General features: G+C 71.5%; 12 protein-coding genes and 2 pseudogenes. 6 read left to right on the plus strand and 8 right to left on the minus strand.

Going from position 1 to position 15,492, the window contains the following annotated elements:
* The 3 genes from ACIRPU_RS25620 to glgB form a co-directional block, all read left to right on the plus strand.
* On the plus strand, positions 1-399 hold a 399-nt coding region (locus tag ACIRPU_RS25620), incomplete at its 5' end, for an alpha-glucosidase C-terminal domain-containing protein (RefSeq protein ID WP_403871310.1).
* A 116-nt stretch (positions 400-515) separates the two neighbouring features.
* The gene (locus tag ACIRPU_RS25625) at positions 516-1,895 is read left to right on the plus strand and encodes a phosphotransferase (RefSeq protein WP_403871313.1); all 1,380 of its coding nucleotides are present in this window, start codon (positions 516-518) and stop codon (positions 1,893-1,895) included.
* Between the two features lie 13 nt (positions 1,896-1,908).
* On the plus strand, positions 1,909-4,389 hold the full coding sequence (gene glgB, locus ACIRPU_RS25630; RefSeq protein WP_403871316.1) for a 1,4-alpha-glucan branching enzyme: 2,481 nt from the start codon (positions 1,909-1,911) through the stop codon (positions 4,387-4,389).
* Positions 4,390-4,584: 195 nt separating this feature from the next.
* Here glgB and ACIRPU_RS25635 read toward each other — a convergent pair whose 3' ends face one another.
* From ACIRPU_RS25635 to ACIRPU_RS25660, 6 genes and pseudogenes are all read right to left on the minus strand, one after another.
* Entirely contained in the window at positions 4,585-6,819 is a 2,235-nt protein-coding gene (locus ACIRPU_RS25635; protein WP_403871319.1) for a HelD family protein, read from the minus strand.
* Between the two features lie 192 nt (positions 6,820-7,011).
* Positions 7,012-7,344 carry a thioredoxin domain-containing protein gene (locus ACIRPU_RS25640; RefSeq protein WP_355710579.1) on the minus strand — a complete coding sequence of 111 codons (333 nt, stop codon included), beginning with the start codon at positions 7,342-7,344 and terminating at the stop codon, positions 7,012-7,014.
* Positions 7,341-7,769, minus strand: a complete 429-nt coding sequence (locus tag ACIRPU_RS25645; RefSeq protein ID WP_384124725.1) for a MerR family transcriptional regulator — start codon at positions 7,767-7,769, stop codon at positions 7,341-7,343. The genes ACIRPU_RS25640 and ACIRPU_RS25645 overlap by 4 nt, the downstream gene beginning before the upstream one ends.
* Before the next feature lie 29 nt (positions 7,770-7,798).
* A pseudogene (locus ACIRPU_RS25650) lies at positions 7,799-8,053 on the minus strand (Lrp/AsnC ligand binding domain-containing protein); the annotation flags it as partial.
* A gap of 61 nt (positions 8,054-8,114) precedes the next feature.
* Positions 8,115-8,564 (minus strand): annotated as a pseudogene (locus ACIRPU_RS25655) (RNA-guided endonuclease TnpB family protein); the annotation flags it as partial.
* Between the two features lie 290 nt (positions 8,565-8,854).
* The gene (locus ACIRPU_RS25660) at positions 8,855-10,255 is read right to left on the minus strand and encodes a cation:dicarboxylate symporter family transporter (protein ID WP_403871324.1); all 1,401 of its coding nucleotides are present in this window, start codon (positions 10,253-10,255) and stop codon (positions 8,855-8,857) included.
* 152 nt (positions 10,256-10,407) lie between these two features.
* On the opposite strand from ACIRPU_RS25660, the gene ACIRPU_RS25665 reads away from it, so the two are divergent.
* Positions 10,408-12,099 carry an ATP-binding protein gene (locus tag ACIRPU_RS25665; RefSeq protein ID WP_403871327.1) on the plus strand — a complete coding sequence of 564 codons (1,692 nt, stop codon included), beginning with the start codon at positions 10,408-10,410 and terminating at the stop codon, positions 12,097-12,099.
* The gene (locus tag ACIRPU_RS25670; protein WP_355710158.1) at positions 12,096-12,791 is read left to right on the plus strand and encodes a response regulator; all 696 of its coding nucleotides are present in this window, start codon (positions 12,096-12,098) and stop codon (positions 12,789-12,791) included. The genes ACIRPU_RS25665 and ACIRPU_RS25670 overlap by 4 nt, the downstream gene beginning before the upstream one ends.
* A gap of 143 nt (positions 12,792-12,934) precedes the next feature.
* On the opposite strand, the gene ACIRPU_RS25675 is transcribed toward ACIRPU_RS25670, so the two are convergent.
* Positions 12,935-13,480, minus strand: coding sequence for a hypothetical protein (locus tag ACIRPU_RS25675; RefSeq protein WP_403871330.1), 546 nt, complete (start codon positions 13,478-13,480; stop codon positions 12,935-12,937).
* A gap of 216 nt (positions 13,481-13,696) precedes the next feature.
* Here ACIRPU_RS25675 and ACIRPU_RS25680 point away from each other — a divergent pair, with 216 nt between their 5' ends.
* A complete protein-coding gene (locus ACIRPU_RS25680) occupies positions 13,697-14,329 on the plus strand; it encodes an XRE family transcriptional regulator (protein ID WP_403871721.1) in 633 nt (210 codons plus the stop codon).
* Between the two features lie 63 nt (positions 14,330-14,392).
* Here ACIRPU_RS25680 and ACIRPU_RS25685 read toward each other — a convergent pair whose 3' ends face one another.
* Complete coding sequence (locus tag ACIRPU_RS25685; RefSeq protein WP_355710164.1) at positions 14,393-15,418, minus strand: ATP-dependent 6-phosphofructokinase; 1,026 nt, start codon at positions 15,416-15,418, stop codon at positions 14,393-14,395.
* Between the last annotated feature and the right edge of the window lie 74 nt (positions 15,419-15,492).

Consider the following 15,492-nt stretch of genomic DNA (forward strand, 5'->3'; position numbering starts at 1 on the left):
GATCCCGTCTACGGCTACCAGGTCACCAACGTCGAGGCGTCGATGTCGTCGCCCTCCTCGCTGCTGCACTGGACCCGGCGAATGATCGAGATCCGTAAGCAGAACCCCGCCTTCGGCCTCGGCACCTACACCGAACTCCAGTCCTCCAACCCGGCCGTCCTCGCCTTCCTCCGGGAGGCCCCCCTGACCAAGGACGGGGAGGACGACCTGGTGCTGTGCGTGCACAACTTCTCGCGGTTCGCGCAGCCCACGGAACTGGACCTGAGCCGGTTCAAGGGGCGGTACCCGGTGGAGCTGTTCGGCGGGGTGCGCTTCCCGGCGGTCGGTGACCTGCCGTACCTGCTCACCATGGCGGGCCACGGCTTCTACTGGTTCAGGCTGCGCAGGGACGCGGCTTAGGCCTGTCCGGCGGTCAGGCCCTCGAACCCCGGGCGAGGCGGTTTCCCCCGCCCCGCCCGGGGCACGCATCAGTAACGCCCCGACCCCGACCCCCCGGGGAAAGGAATGTGACACCTATGGCGGCGACTGTCACACGTTCCGGCCGGACCGACCCCGGCCTCCTCGCTTCGCTGGACCCCCTGCTGCGGGAGTGGCTGCCCCGGCAGCGCTGGTTCGCCGGCAAGGGGCGTCCGGTCACCGGGTTCTCGCTGGTGGCGGCCACCGAGCTGCTGCCGGCCGGCAGCAGGCTGGCTCTGTACCACCTGCTGGTGCGCGCCCATCAGCCGGCGGTGCCCGGCGACTGCTACCAGCTCCTCATCGGCGCCCGCGAGGCACTGCCGCCCCGGCTGGCGCCCGCGCTGATCGGCCATGTGACGCAGGGGCCACTGGCCGGGCGGACCGTGTTCGACGCCCTGTACGACACCCGGCCCGCCGAGGTGCTGCTGGAGGCCCTGCGCACCGGGGCGAGGATCGGCGGGCTGCGCTGCGAGCGGGATCCCGGGCAGGAGATCCGGTCGGGGCTGGTCCCGCGCCGGCTGACGGGCGAACAGTCGAACTCGTCCGTCGTCTATGGAGATACGTTCATTCTGAAGCTGTTGCGCCGGGTCGTGCCGGGCGTCAACCCCGACCTCGAGCTGCCGCTGGCGCTGGCCCGCGAGGGCTGCCCCCGGGTGCCCGCGCCGACCGCGTGGATGTACGGGGACCCGGGTGCGGACGAGGGCGAGTCGTACGTCCTGGCCGTGCTCCAGCCGTATGTGCAGGGCGCGGCGGACGGCTGGGAGCTGGCCCTGCGGGAACTGGCCAAGGGCGAGGACTTCGCCGCCGAGGCGCGAGCGCTGGGACGGGCGACCGCCGAGGTGCACGGCGCGCTGGCCCGGGCGCTGCCCACGGCGACCCTGGGGCAGGCGCAGATACGGCCGATGGTGGACGGCATGACCGAGCGGCTGGACGCCGCGGCGCAGGCGGTGCCCTCGCTGCGTCCGTACGCGCCGGCGCTGCGCACCGCCTTCACCGCGCTCGCCGACCTCGCGGCCGAGGGTCACACCTGGACCGCCCAGCGCGTCCACGGCGATCTGCACCTCGGACAGTGTCTGCGCTCGGCCTCCGGGCAGTGGGCGCTGATCGACTTCGAGGGGGAGCCCGCCAGGCCGCTGGCCGAGCGGCGGATGCCCCAGCCGACCGTGCGGGACGTGGCGGGCATGCTGCGTTCCTTCGACTACGCCGCCCACTCGGCAGATCCGCCGTCCCCGGCCTGGGCACACACCTGCCGGGCCGCCTACTGTTCCGGGTACGCCGAGGTGGCGGGCATCGATCCGCGCACCGACCCCGTGCTGCTGCGGGCCCACGAGACGGACAAGGCGGTCTACGAGGTCGTCTACGAGGCCCGGCACCGCCCCGACTGGCTCCCCGTGCCCCTTTCCGCGATACACCGCCTCGCCGCACCCGACCTGCCTTGAGGAGGCTCCGTACGTGACTCCCCCGAAGAAGAAGGCCACCGCGAAGAAAGCAGTGACCGAGAAGGCGGCGGCCGACAAGGCGGCGAGCAGGAAGAAGACGGGCAAGAAGGCGGCGAGCGAGAAAGCGGCCGGCAAGGGACCGGCCGGCACGAAGGCGACCGCCGAGAAAACGGCCGGCACGGAAACGGCCGGCACGGAAACGGTCGGCGATCAGGCGGCAGGGGCGGCCGAGGTGGTGGCCGCGAAGAAGCCGGGGAAAGCGAAGAGCCCGCAGGCTCCCCCCGTGGACGCTCCCGGGGACACCCCCGTGGATCCCGCCCTGGATGCCGCCGAGCGTGAACGCCTGCTGCACGGCACCCATCACGACCCGCACTCCGTGCTCGGCGCGCATCCGGTGCCCGGTGGGATCGTCTTCCGGGCGCTGCGCCCGTACGCGCGGTCCGTCACGGTGCTGTCGGGCGACCTGCGCGCCGAACTCCACGACGACGGCGACGGCTTCTTCTCCGGCCTGCTGCCCCTGACGGAGGCCCCGGTCCACCGGCTCCTCGTGACCTACGAGAGCACCACCGTGGAGACCGAGGACGCCTACCGTTTCCTGCCGACGCTGGGCGACCTGGACCTGCACCTGATCGGCGAGGGCCGGCACGAGCAGTTGTGGACGGTGCTGGGCGCGCGTCCGACGATCCACGAGGGCGTGAGCGGCACCGCCTTCTCCGTGTGGGCGCCGAACGCGCGCGGGGTGCGACTGGCCGGCACCTTCAACTTCTGGGACGGCACCGGGTACCCGATGCGGTCGCTGGGCTCGTCCGGGATCTGGGAGCTGTTCGTGCCCGGGATCGGCGAGGGCGAGCTGTACAAGTTCGACATCACCCGCCCCGACGGCTCGCACACCCTGCGCGCCGACCCGATGGCCAGGCGCACCGAGGTGCCGCCGGCGACCTCGTCGATCGTGCACGCCTCGCACTACGAGTGGGGCGACGAGGAGTGGCTGGCCCGGCGGGCCGAGATACCCGTGCACGAGGCCCCGTTCTCCGTCTACGAGGTCCATCTCGCCTCCTGGCGACCGGGGCTGACGTATCGCCAGCTGGCCGATCAGCTGCCCGCGTACGTCCGGGACCTCGGCTTCACCCATGTCGAGCTGATGCCGGTCGCCGAGCATCCCTTCGGCGGCTCGTGGGGCTACCAGGTCACCGGTTTCTACGCGCCCACCGCCCGGCTCGGCACACCCGACGACTTCAAGTACCTGGTGGACGCGCTGCACCGGGCCGGCATCGGCGTCCTGATGGACTGGGTGCCGGCGCACTTCCCGCGCGACGAGTGGGCCCTCGCGGAGTTCGACGGGCGTCCGCTGTACGAGCACGAGGACCCGCTGCGCGCCGCGCACCCCGACTGGGGGACGCTGGAGTTCGACTTCGGGCGGCGCGAGGTGCGCAACTTCCTGGTGGCCAACGCCACCTACTGGTGCGAGGAGTTCCACATCGACGGGCTGCGCGTGGACGCCGTCGCCTCGATGCTCTACCTCGACTACTCGCGTGAGCCCGGCCAGTGGACCCCGAACGAGCACGGGGGCCGGGAGAACCTGGACGCGGTGGCGTTCCTCCAGGAGATGAACGCGACGGTCTACCGCCGCAGCCCCGGGATCGTCACGATCGCCGAGGAGTCCACGGCCTGGGACGGCGTCACGCGGGCCACGCACCACGCGGGCCCGAGCGGCTTCGGCGGGCTCGGATTCGGGCTGAAGTGGAACATGGGCTGGATGCACGACTCGCTGGACTACATGAGCCACGAGCCGGTGCACCGCAGGTACCACCACCACGAGATGACCTTCTCGATGGTGTACGCCTACAGCGAGAACTACGTACTGCCCATCTCCCACGACGAGGTCGTGCACGGGAAGCGCTCGCTGGTGTCGAAGATGCCCGGCGACTGGTGGCAGCAGCGCGCCGCGCTGCGGGCGTACCTGGCGTTCATGTGGGCCCACCCGGGCAAGCAACTCCTCTTCATGGGGCAGGAGTTCGCCCAGGGAGCGGAGTGGTCCGAGGCCCACGGCCCCGACTGGTGGCTGCTGGATCCGGCGTACGGCGCCGAGGCCGACCACCGGGGGGTGCGGGACCTGGTCCGCGACCTGAACACCGTCTACCGGGCGGCGCCGGCCCTGTGGCAGCGGGACACCGACCCCGCCGGTTTCCAGTGGGTGGTCGGCGACGCGGCCGAGGACAACGTCTTCGCCTTCCTGCGGTACGACGCCGAGGGCTCCCCGCTGCTGTCCGTCTCCAACCTCTCCCCGGTCGTCCGTCACGACTACCGCCTCGGCGCACCCGACGACGTCCCGGCCTGGCACGAGGTCCTCAACACCGACGCGGCCGGGTACGGCGGCAGCGGTGTCGCGCACCCCGACCCGGTCAAGCCGGAGCCGCAGGGCCGGCACGGCCGGCCGGCGAGCGTCCGGCTGACGCTGCCGCCGCTGGCGACGGTGTGGCTACGGCCTGCCTGAGGCCTGAGGCCTGAGGCCTGAGGCCTGAGCCTCGCCCCGGGGCGCGTCCCCGGTGCGGGGCTGTCTCGGCCGGGGCAGGGCTGTCGGCGGGGGCGCCGGCGTACGGGTGGGGATCCCCACCTGACACGCTCACCCGCACCGGCCGCTCCCCCGCGCTGATCACGGCGCGAACGGTCGCGTCCCGCTGACGCCGCGTTACGCCGCGGGCTCCCCGAGGGCCGAGGCCAGCGCCTTCGGGAGGGTCCTGCTGTGCAGCACCCCCAGCCGCTGTGTGGCGCGGGTCAGCGCCACGTACAGGTCGCTGGTGCCGTACCGCGAGGGCTCCACCACCAGCACGGAGTCGAACTCCAGGCCCTTGGACTGGCGCGGGTCGAGCAGCACGACGCTCCGGGTCAGGTCCGGCTCGGCGCCCGCCGTCACCCCGTCCAGCCGGGCCGCCAGCTTCCGGTGCAGGTCGCGTGGGGCGATGACGGCGAGCCGGCCCTCGGCGGGGGTCAGCTCGTCGACCGCCTCGGCGACCGCGCCGGGGAGGTCGTCGGTGGCGCGCGCCCACGGACGTACGCCGGTCGACCGCACCGAACTCGGCGGCTCGAAGCCGGGGTGCTCCGCGCGCACCACCGCCGCGGCCACGTCCATGATCTCGGCCGGCGTGCGGTAGTTGACGCCGAGCCGGGTGTGCTCCCAGCGGTCCTCGACATAGGGCTGGAGGATCTTGGCCCAGGAGCCGACGCCGGCCGCCTCGGCGGTCTGCGCCGGGTCGCCGACCAGGGTCATCGAGCGGGTCGGGCTGCGCCGCATCAGCAGCCGCCAGGCCATCGGCGACAGCTCCTGCGCCTCGTCGACGATGATGTGCCCGAACGCCCAGGTGCGGTCGGCGGCGGCGCGTTCGGCGGCACTGCGGTGGTCGTCCTCCTCGTGGCGCTCGGCGAATCGTTCGGCGTCGATGATGTCGTGCGCGGACAGGACCTCGGAGTCGTCCTCGTCCTTGTCCTCGAACTCGTAGGTGCGGGAGGCGTACGAGACGTCCAGGACGCCCTGCGCGTAGGCGACCTGGGTCTCCCGCTCGCGGTCGGCGCGGGCCCGTGCCACCCGGTCGTCCTCGCCGAGCAGCTCGGCCGCCTCGTCGAGCAGCGGTACGTCCGCCACGGTCCACGCCCGGGTCACCGGGCGGCGGATGGCGGCCGCGTCGTCGTCGGAGACGTAGCCCACCGGGTCGGCGAGGAAGTCGGCGACCAGGCGCTGCGGGGTCAGGCGCGGCCACAACTGGTCGATGGCGGCCCAGACCTCGCGGTTGTCGGCGAGTTCGTCGCGGATCTGGGTGACGTCGCTCGGGTCGAGGAGGTTCGAGCCGTCGTAGGGGTCCGTGCCGATGCGTTCGGCGACCATGTCGGTGAGCGTGTTGAGGATGTGGCCCTCGAAGATCTCGCGGGCGGCGTTGTGCGGCAGCCGGGCGGCCCGGGTGCGCTCACGGGCCATGTTCACCAGGCCGTCGTCCAGCATCAGGATCTCGCGGTCGTGCCCGATCGCGATGACCGGATCGGGCAGCGCCTGCCAGTCGCGCACGACGTCGGCGAGGACGTCCGCCATGTCGGCGCGGCCCTTCACGGCCGCCGCCGCGCGGGTGTCGGTCGCGGTCGCCTTCACGCCGGGGAAGAGTTCGCCGACCGTCGCCAGCAGCACGCCGGTCTCGCCCAGCGAGGGCAGCACCTCGCCGATGTAGCCGAGGAAGGCGGGGTTGGGGCCGACGATCAGGACGGCCCGCTTGGCGAGCAGCTCGCGGTGTTCGTAGAGCAGGAAGGCGGCGCGGTGCAGGGCGACGGCGGTCTTGCCGGTGCCGGGGCCGCCCTCGACCACGAGCACCCCCCGGTGGGGCGCCCGGATGATCTCGTCCTGTTCGGCCTGGATGGTCTGCACGATGTCGCTCATCCGGCCGGTGCGCGCGGAGTCGATCGCGGCGAGGAGCACGGCGTCGCCGGTCGGGTCCTCGTGGCCGGTGCGGGTGGCGTCGCCGATGTCGAGGATCTCGTCGTGCAGGGCGGTGACCCGGCGGCCCTCGGTGGTGAGGTGCCGGCGCCTGCGCAGCCCCATCGGGGTGTGGCCGGTCGCCAGGTAGAAGGGGCGGGCCACGTCGGCGCGCCAGTCGATGAGGACCGGGGTGCGCTCGGCGTCCTCGGCGCGCAGGCCGATGCGGCCGATGTGGTGTTCGGTGCCGGAGGTGAGGTCGATGCGGCCGAAACAGAGGGAGCCGTCCACCGCGTTCAGCGCGGCGAGCAGCCCGGTGCGCTCGGCGACGAGGATGTCCCGCTCCAGCCGGGCCTGCATGGGCGTGTTGCCCTGGGCCAGCGCGTCGGTGACGGCGCCCTCGGTGTGGCCGCGCAGGGCGTCCACGCGCGCGTACAGGCCGTCGATGAATTCCTGCTCGCAGCGCAATTCACTATCCGGAAAGTCGGCGTTTGACAATTCCACTCCCGCCCGCATATACTGTGCTCACTGAGCTTCTTTGCGACTCCATTCATATGAAGTCGCGAACCATCGAATATACGCAGAGAAATCCCCCGAGCGCAATTGCTCGGGGGATTTCTTTGTGGGGCGAAGAGGCCCGGCGGTCAGCTCATCGCGGGCTCACAGGACCTCGTCCAGCTCCGCCAGCAGCCGGCGCTTGGGCCGGGCGCCGACCATCGACTTCACGGGCTCGCCGGCCCGGAACACCATGAAGGTCGGCATCGACAGCACCTTGTACGCGTGGGTGGTCTCCGGGTTGGTGTCCACGTCCAGCTGCACCACCTTCAGCCGCTCGCCCTCCTCCGCGGCGAGCGCGGTCAGCACCGGCCCCATCTGCCGGCACGGCGGACACCAGTCCGCGGTGAACTCCACCAGCACCGGCAGCTCCGCCCCCAGCACCTCCGCCCCGAAGTCCGCGTCCGTCACCTCGGCAACACCGTCCGCCTTGATCACCGTTCCTGCCCTCCCAGCTCGCACTCGGGCTCCGGACCCCCCGGAACCCGCGCCTCGGCGGCCAGCTCGTCCCGCGCCAGCTCGGCCCGTACGAGCTGCCCGGCGACCGTCTCCCGGACCGCCCGCAGCTCGCCGATGAGCGCGTCCAGCTCGTCCAGCTTGCGCCGGTAGACCGCGAGCGAGGCCGGGCACGAGTCGCCCTCCGGGTGCCCGGCCCGCAGACAGTCCACGAAGGGCCGGGTCTCCTCCAGGTCGAACCCGAAGTCCTGGAGGGTCCTGATCTGCCGCAACAGCCGCAGATCGCCCTCGTCGTAGCTCCGGTACCCGTTGTCGCCACGCCGCGCGGGCAGCAGCCCGCGCGACTCGTAGTACCGCAGCGTCCGGGTGGTGGTCCCGGCCCGTGCGGCCAGCTCGCCGATGCGCATGCCTACGAACGTAAGGCTTGACGCCCACGTCAAGGCAAGAGCGGTTTCCGTTCGACCGGCGAGGTGAGCACGATCGACGTCGTCGTGCGCCCGAGGGCGGAGACCGCCTCGAGGACGCCCTCCAGATGGACGGTGTCCCGGACGGCGACCTTGAGGATCCAGCAGTCCTCCCCCACCACGTGGTGGACCTCGGTGATCTCGGGGCGCTCGATCAGCTCCAGGGTCCTCGGGTGCTTCAGGGTGTAACCCCCGTGCGGGTCGACCCGGATGAACGCCTGAATGCCTTGACATGCTCCTCGGGCTGGAGCCCAAGGATTCTGGCTGTCCTCACCTGTTGTTGTGCCGCTACGCGGCACAGGTTCGGGTGGGGATTCCGTGGCTTCCTGTTTCTTCGCGCTGTGCCGGTACAAGTCCCGGTCTTACCGGCGCTCCGCAGGCTGATACCGCCAGTCCGGCGGCCTGTTTGACGTTGATCGCGGCGTTGTGGTCGCGGTCGTGGACGGTCTCGCAGGCGGGGCAGGTCCATTCCCGTACGTGCAGCTGTTTGGGCCCGTCGCGGTGCCCGCAGGCGAAGCACGTCTGGCTGGTGGGCTCGAACCGGCCGATCTTGACGAATGTCCGCCCGTACCGCTGCGCCTTGTACCGCAGCATTCCGACGAACTGGGACCAGCCCGCGTCGTGCACGCTCTTGGCCAGCCGGGTGCGTGCGAGTCCGGATACCGCCAGGTCCTCCACCGCGACCGCTTGGTTCTCGCGGATCAGCTGAGTGGAGAGCTGGTGGTGGAACTCCTTGCGGCCGATGCACTGCCGATGAAACCCGGTAGCCGGTCGGGCCGGGCTGACGTGCGCGCCGTAGCCGCTGATGACGCCCGCGGCCTCCAGCCGCCGTATCCGCTCCGTCACCGCCGCCGGGCGTACATCCACGTCGAGGGGATCGCCGGCTTCCTGTTCTGGACGGTGGGCCAGGAAAAAAGACCGGGCGACCGAGCCACGGGGGAGTGCTCGGCCGCCCGGAGACGGTGGGGCTGGGCCCGGGTGTCCGGCCCCGGTTCAGGCGGGGCCGGACACCCGGAGTCGGGGAGGGCTCACGCCTTGGCGAGTTCCTTCTCGCCGCCCTCGCGCTGCTCGGGCACGTCCGCCGGCGCGGTCTCGACGCCGTCCAGGTCCTCGTCGAGCAGGGTCTTCTCGTCGAAGGGCAGGCCGCCGGCGAGCACCAGCTGGACCCGCTCCTTGTCGATCTCCTTGGTCCACGTGCCGATCAGGACCGTGGCGACGGCGTTGCCGGCGAAGTTGGTGAGGGCGCGGGCCTCGCTCATGAAGCGGTCGATGCCGACGATGAGGCCGATGCCGTCCACCAGGGCGGGCTTGTGCGACTGGAGACCGCCGGCCAGGGTGGCCAGACCGGCGCCGCTGACGCCGGCCGCGCCCTTGGAGGCGAGGAGCAGGAAGAGCAGCAGCGGGATCTGCTCGCCGATCGACATCGGGGTGCCCATGGCGTCGGCGATGTAGAGCGACGCCATGGTCATGTAGATCATGGTGCCGTCGAGGTTGAAGGAGTAGCCGGTCGGGACGGTGATGCCGACGACGGGCTTGCTGACACCCAGGTGCTCCATCTTCGCGATGAGCCGCGGCAGCGCGGACTCGGAGGAGGAGGTGGACAGGATCAGCAGGAACTCACGGGCCAGGTACTTGAAGAGCTTGAGGATGTTCAGGCCGGTGAAGGCCCGCAGCAGCGCGGCGAGCACGATGAAGACGAACAGGAAGCAGGTCGCGTAGAAGCCGAGCATCAGGACGGCGAGGCTCTTCAACGCGTCCACGCCGGCCGAACCGACCACCGCGGCGATGGCGCCGAACGCGCCGATCGGGGCCGCCCACATGACCATCGCGAGGATGCGGAAGACGAGTCGCTGGATGTGCTCGACACCGCGCAGCACCGGCTGGCCGACCGGCCCCATGGCCTGCAGCGCGAACCCGGCGAGCAGCGCGACGAGCAGCGTCTGCAGCACCTGCCCCTCGGTGAAGGCGGAGACGAAGGTGAGCGGGATGATCGACAGCACGAAGTCGACCGGCGGCAGCGCGTCGGCGGACACCTGGTCGTGGCCGGACGCCTTGATCGCGTCGGTGAGGTGCATTCCGTCGCCCGGGTGCAGGACGTTGCCGACGACGAGACCGATGGTGAGGGCGACGAGCGACATCACCGTGAAGTAGCCGAGCGCGATACCGCCGACGGCGCCGACCTTGGCCGCCTTCCGGACGGATCCGATGCCCAGCACGATCGTGCAGAAGATGATCGGCGAGATCATCATCTTGATCAGGTTCACGAAGCCTGTGCCCAGGGGCTTGAGCTCGACTCCCGCGTCGGGCCAGATCAGGCCCACGGCGATGCCGAGCGCCACCGCGACGATCACCGCGATGTACAGGTAGTGGGTGCGGTCCCGCTTCGCGGCGGGTGCGGCAGGTGCCGTATGTGAGGTGCTGGCGGCCACGGCTGCCCTCCTTGACGTCTTCGTCGGCATCACCGGCGTGCGGCTCACGTCCGGGGTGTATGGGGGATTGCCGTGACTATCTCCCGCCCTGTGAGGGCGGTCACCCTTCCGTTCATTTAGTTCACACTTAACGCCGGGGGCACACTGACGACATGCGCATCCCCGTTCTGCCGAGACCCCGCAGCCTGGCCGGCCAGCTCTTCGCCATGCAGGCGGTGCTGATAGCGGTGCTCGTCGCGGGATACGCGCTGTTCACGTACGTCAGCGACCGCAACCAGGCCGAGGAGGCGGCGGGCCGCCAGGCCACGGCCGTGGCCCGCTCGGTCGCCGACTCCCCCTCCGTACGGGCGGCGATCCGGACCGCGAAGCCCACCGCCGCGCTCCAGCCGTACGCGCTGCGGGTCATGAAGGACACGGAGGTCGACTTCGTCACGATCATGAACCCGGAGGGCATCCGCTGGACCCACCCGGACAAGACCCAGATCGGCCAGCGCTTCCGCGGCAACACGGCGAAGGCCCTGAAGGGCGACACCTTCACCGAGACCTACACCGGCACCCTCGGCGCGTCCGTCCGCGCGGTCACCCCGATCGAGGACGACGGCAGGATCATCGGCCTGGTCAGCGCGGGCATCAAGGTCGAGTCGATCAGCAAGCGGGTGCAGGACCAGGTGACGGCCCTGTTCGCGGTGGCCGGCGGCGCGCTCGCCCTCGGCGCGATCGGCACGTACGTCATCAACGCGTCCCTGCGCCGCCACACCCACGGCATGAACGCCGCCGAGCTGAGCCATATGCACGACTACCACCAGGCGGCGCTGCACGCGGTGCGGGAGGGGTTGCTGATGCTGGACGGACAGTACAAGGTGGCGCTGATCAACGACGGGGGCCGGGAGCTGCTGGGCGTCTCGGGGGAGGTGGTGGGCATGTCGGTCGCGGAGCTGGGTCTGCCGGCCCCGCTGACGGGTGCGCTGCTCTCCTCGGAGCCCCGGGTGGACGAGGTGCATCTGACGGCGGACCGGGTGCTCGTGGTGAACACCTCCCCGGTGTCGGGCGGCGAGCGCCGGGGCAGCGTGGTCACCCTGCGCGATGTGACCGAACTCCAGTCCGTGATGGGCGAGTTGGACTCCGAACGCGGCTTCACCCAGGCGCTGCGCTCACAGGCCCACGAGGCGGCGAACCGGCTGCACACGGTGGTGTCGCTGATCGAGCTGGGCCGGGCGGAGGAGGCGGTGGACTTCGCCACGTCGGAACTGGAACTGGCCCAGGCGCTGACGGACCAGGTGGTCGCGGCGGTCAGCGAGCCGGTCCTGGCGGCCCTGCTGCTGGGCAAGACCGCCCAGGCGAACGAGCGGGGTGTGGAGCTGGTGGTGTCGCAGGAGAGCACCCTGGACGACGGCCTGCTGCCGGAGTCGCTGCCCGCCCGGGACCTGGTGACGATCCTGGGCAACCTCATCGACAACGCGGTGGACGCGGCCCAGGGCAGCACCCGGGCGCAGGTGACGGTGACCGCCGCCACGGAGGGCGCCGAGCTGCTGCTGCGGGTGGCGGACACGGGAGCGGGCGTGGACCCCGCGCACGCCACCCTGGTCTTCGAACGCGGCTTCTCGACGAAGCCGGCCGGGCCGGGCGGACGGGGTCTCGGGCTGGCGCTGGTCCGGCAGGCGGTGCAGCGGCACGACGGGACGCTGTCGGTGGCGGAGGCCTCGGGCGGCGGAGCGGAGTTCCTGGTGCGCCTGCCGTTGCCGGCGACGGCCGCGTCCGGTGGTGCCGCCTCCCGTGATGCCGCCTCCCGTGATGCCGCGTCCGGTGGTGCCGGGTCCGTGTCGGGGTCTGGAGGCAAGCGATGACGAGCGAAGAGCCGATCAGAGTGCTGATCGTGGAGGACGATCCGGTCGCCGCGGACGCCCATGTGATGTACGTGGGCCGGGTGCCGGGGTTCGTCGCGGTGGGCAAGGCGCACACCGGCGCGGAGGCCCGGCGCCTGCTGGACCGCACGCCGGTCGACCTGCTGCTGCTGGACCTGCACCTGCCCGACGCGCACGGGCTCCAGCTGGCCCGCTCGCTGCGAGCGGCGGGGTACCACGCGGACGTGATAGCGGTGACCTCGGCGCGGGACCTGACGGTGGTGCGGGAGGGCGTCTCACTCGGAGTCGTGCAGTACGTACTGAAGCCCTTCACCTTCGCGACGCTCCGGGACCGGCTGGTGCGGTACGCCGAGTTCCGGGGGGCCGCGGGCGAGGCGAGCGGTCAGGACGAGGTCGACCGCGCGCTGGCTACACTGCGCGCCCCGGGGCCCGCCGCGCTGCCCAAGGGGCTGAGCGCGCCCACCCTGGAGCGGGTGACGGAGGCCGTACGGGACGCGGAGCAGGGGCTGACCGCGGCGGGGGTCGCCGAGTCGGTGGGCATCTCCCGCATCACGGCCCGGCGGTATCTGGAGCACCTGGTGGAGGCGGGGCGAGCCGAGCGGAAGCCGCTGTACGGGCAGGTGGGAAGGCCCGAACTGGTCTACCGATGGGTACGGACGACACGCGGGAAGTGACACCCACCCCCCTCCGCCCCTGACGGTACCCCCCCTGACCGCCCACCACCGCGCTCACGCACAGCCACCACCCGCACGCACGGCCGCCGCCCGCACGCACGGTCACGACTCCGGGTCGCCGCCCTCACCGACGGCCATCGCCCTCACTCACCACCGCCGCCGAACGGCACCGCGTACCGCACGACGAAAACCCCCAGCCCCGCCACCGCTCCCGCCTCGGCCACGGAGAGCGCCAGCAGCCCCGCCGACACCTGTCCCCCGCTCCAATACACGACCAGCGCGGCCGTCGGCACGACACAGAACGCCAGCAGATCGACCACGCACTGCACGATCTTCCGGGATGTCCGCCCTGGGTCGCCCCGGTGGTAGGTCTCCCACCGGAAGGCCGCCTCGGTCCCGGCCAGCTCGGCGAGTCTGGGCCCCAACTCCTGCCGCACATACCGCCCGACGGCTGAGATCTTCTCGTCGTTGACCAGGTAGGTCCACCCCAGCACCACGCACACCGGCGGCAACGCCAGCAACATCGACGTCTGTTCGGCCTGCGCCGCCGCGGCGATCACCGCCGCCACCACCGCCAGGGTCACGTACAGCAGGTTGTCCCGAAACCCGATCCGCGCCTTCTGCTCGTCCTTGACGCTCTGGTACTCGGCGAGCAGCAACTGTCCCTCGCTGACGTCCTGTTCGGCCACGACGACCGCCCCCTCCCCGATGTTCCTGGCAGCACCTTAGGCCGATCGGGCGCCACCGTAGGTTCCTACGACCGGTGACTATGTCCAAACACCCTGTAGTCATCGCCGCCCGGGACCCCTACCTTGTCCCCCGTGCCCAGACCTCCAGCCCACACCCGTCAGCCCGGTCCGCCCTTCAACGCTCCCGCCGCCCGCCGGCTCCGCGCGGCCCTCGGCATGACCCCGGACCACGTCGCCCACGGACTGCGCGCCTCCTATGCCCTCCCGCACGCGACCCCCGATCTCGTCATCGCCTGGGAACGCGGGGCGCTCACCCCCTCACATCCTGAACTCACCGCTCTCGCGGGCGTGTTGTGGTGTTCTCCGGGTGAGCTGATCGGCAGACCGCGGACCCTGCGCGAACACCGCGTCGCCCAGGGCTTCGCCCCCGAGGACGTCGCCCGGGCCGTGGGGCACGAGTTCCTGGCGTACACGCGCATGGAGGAGAGCGGGCAGTGGCGCGGCACGGACCGGCAGTCCGCGGTCCTCGCCGAGCTGCTCGACCTCTCGCTGCCCGACCTGGTCACCGTCACCGGCCTGGAGGCCAGGCTGGCGGACCTGCTGCGCACCGCCGCCCGCACCCGCTGGCAGGCGTACGTCAGACCCGTGGGCAGGATCGTGCCCCTGGACCGGCGGCTCCTGGAGGAGACCCTCCAGGAGCTGCACCAGGACTACCAGGGGCAGATGGTCGCCACGCTGAGCTGGGGCGGCGGCAGCGCGGCCGGTGCGGCGAGCGACGCCGGCCGGGACTTCCTCGACCGGATCGTCGACACGTTCTGGACGAACCTCGAGAGCCGGACCGCCCAGTAACCGACACCGCCCTCGAAACCGAGACCGCCCTGGAATCCGAGGCCGCCCGGAAACCGACACCGCCTAGAAGACGGACTCCGCCTCGACGATCCGGTCCTCGGGGACCGTCTTCAGCTCGGTCACCGCCTCCGCCAGCGGCACCATCACCACGTCCGTCCCGCGCAGCGCCGTCATCCGTCCGAACTGGCCCCGGTGCGCCGCCTCCACCGCGTGCCAGCCGAAGCGGGTCGCGAGGACCCGGTCGTACGCCGTCGGGACGCCGCCACGCTGGACGTGGCCGAGAATCACCGGTCGGGCCTCCTTGCCGAGCCGCTTCTCCAGCTCGTAGGCGACCGCCGTGCCGATGCCCTGGAAGCGCTCGTGACCGAACTGGTCGATCGCGCCCTTGCTGTAGTCCATGGTGCCGTCGGCCGGGTGCGCGCCCTCCGCGACGCAGATCACCGCGAACTTCTTGCCGCGGGCGAACCGCTCCTCGACCATCTTCACCAGGTCAGCGGGGTCGAAGGGCCGCTCCGGCAGACAGATCCCGTGCGCGCCCGCGGCCATGCCGGACTCCAGCGCGATCCAGCCCGCGTGGCGGCCCATGACCTCGACCACCATCACCCGCTGGTGGGACTCCGCCGTGGTCTTCAGGCGGTCCATCGCCTCCGTGGCGACGCCCACCGCCGTGTCGAAGCCGAAGGTGCGGTCCGTCGACGAGATGTCGTTGTCGATCGTCTTCGGGACGCCCACCACCGGCAGGCCGGCGTCCGACAGCATCCGCGCCGCCGTCAGCGTGCCCTCGCCGCCGATCGGGATCAGCGCGTCGATGCCGAAGTCGTGGATCATGTCGGAGGCGCTCTCGCAGGCCTCCCGCAGCCGGTCGCGCTCCAGGCGGGACGAGCCGAGAATGGTGCCGCCGCGGGCCAGGATGCCGCTCACCGCGTTGAGGTCGAGGCTGCGGTAACGGCCGTCCAGCAGACCCGCGTAACCGTCCTCGAAGCCGATCACCTCGTCGCCGTAGTTGTCGACGGCGCGGTGCACGACCGACCGGATCACTGCGTTCAGGCCGGGGCAGTCGCCACCTGCGGTGAGAACTCCGATGCGCATCGTGCTGTGTCTCCTGCTCGCTGTTGGTACCGGTGAGCCAGGTTCGATTGTTTCACGCCGCCGAGCGGGCTGTC

The sequence above is a fragment of the Streptomyces sp. NPDC102259 genome (assembly GCF_044766465.1).
In the GTDB taxonomy this organism is placed as follows: Bacteria; Actinomycetota; Actinomycetes; order Streptomycetales; family Streptomycetaceae; genus Streptomyces.

Coding starts and splice junctions, on each gene's coding strand:
- ACIRPU_RS25625 (WP_403871313.1), top strand. CDS start 516: ATGGCGGCGACTGTCACACGTTCCGGCCGGACCGACCCCGGCCTCCTC.
- ACIRPU_RS25645 (WP_384124725.1), bottom strand. CDS start 7,769: ATGCGCATCGGCGAGCTGGCCGCACGGGCCGGGACCACCACCCGGACG.
- ACIRPU_RS25665 (WP_403871327.1), top strand. CDS start 10,408: ATGCGCATCCCCGTTCTGCCGAGACCCCGCAGCCTGGCCGGCCAGCTC.
- ACIRPU_RS25670 (WP_355710158.1), top strand. CDS start 12,096: ATGACGAGCGAAGAGCCGATCAGAGTGCTGATCGTGGAGGACGATCCG.
- ACIRPU_RS25680 (WP_403871721.1), top strand. CDS start 13,697: ATGACCCCGGACCACGTCGCCCACGGACTGCGCGCCTCCTATGCCCTC.
- ACIRPU_RS25685 (WP_355710164.1), bottom strand. CDS start 15,418: ATGCGCATCGGAGTTCTCACCGCAGGTGGCGACTGCCCCGGCCTGAAC.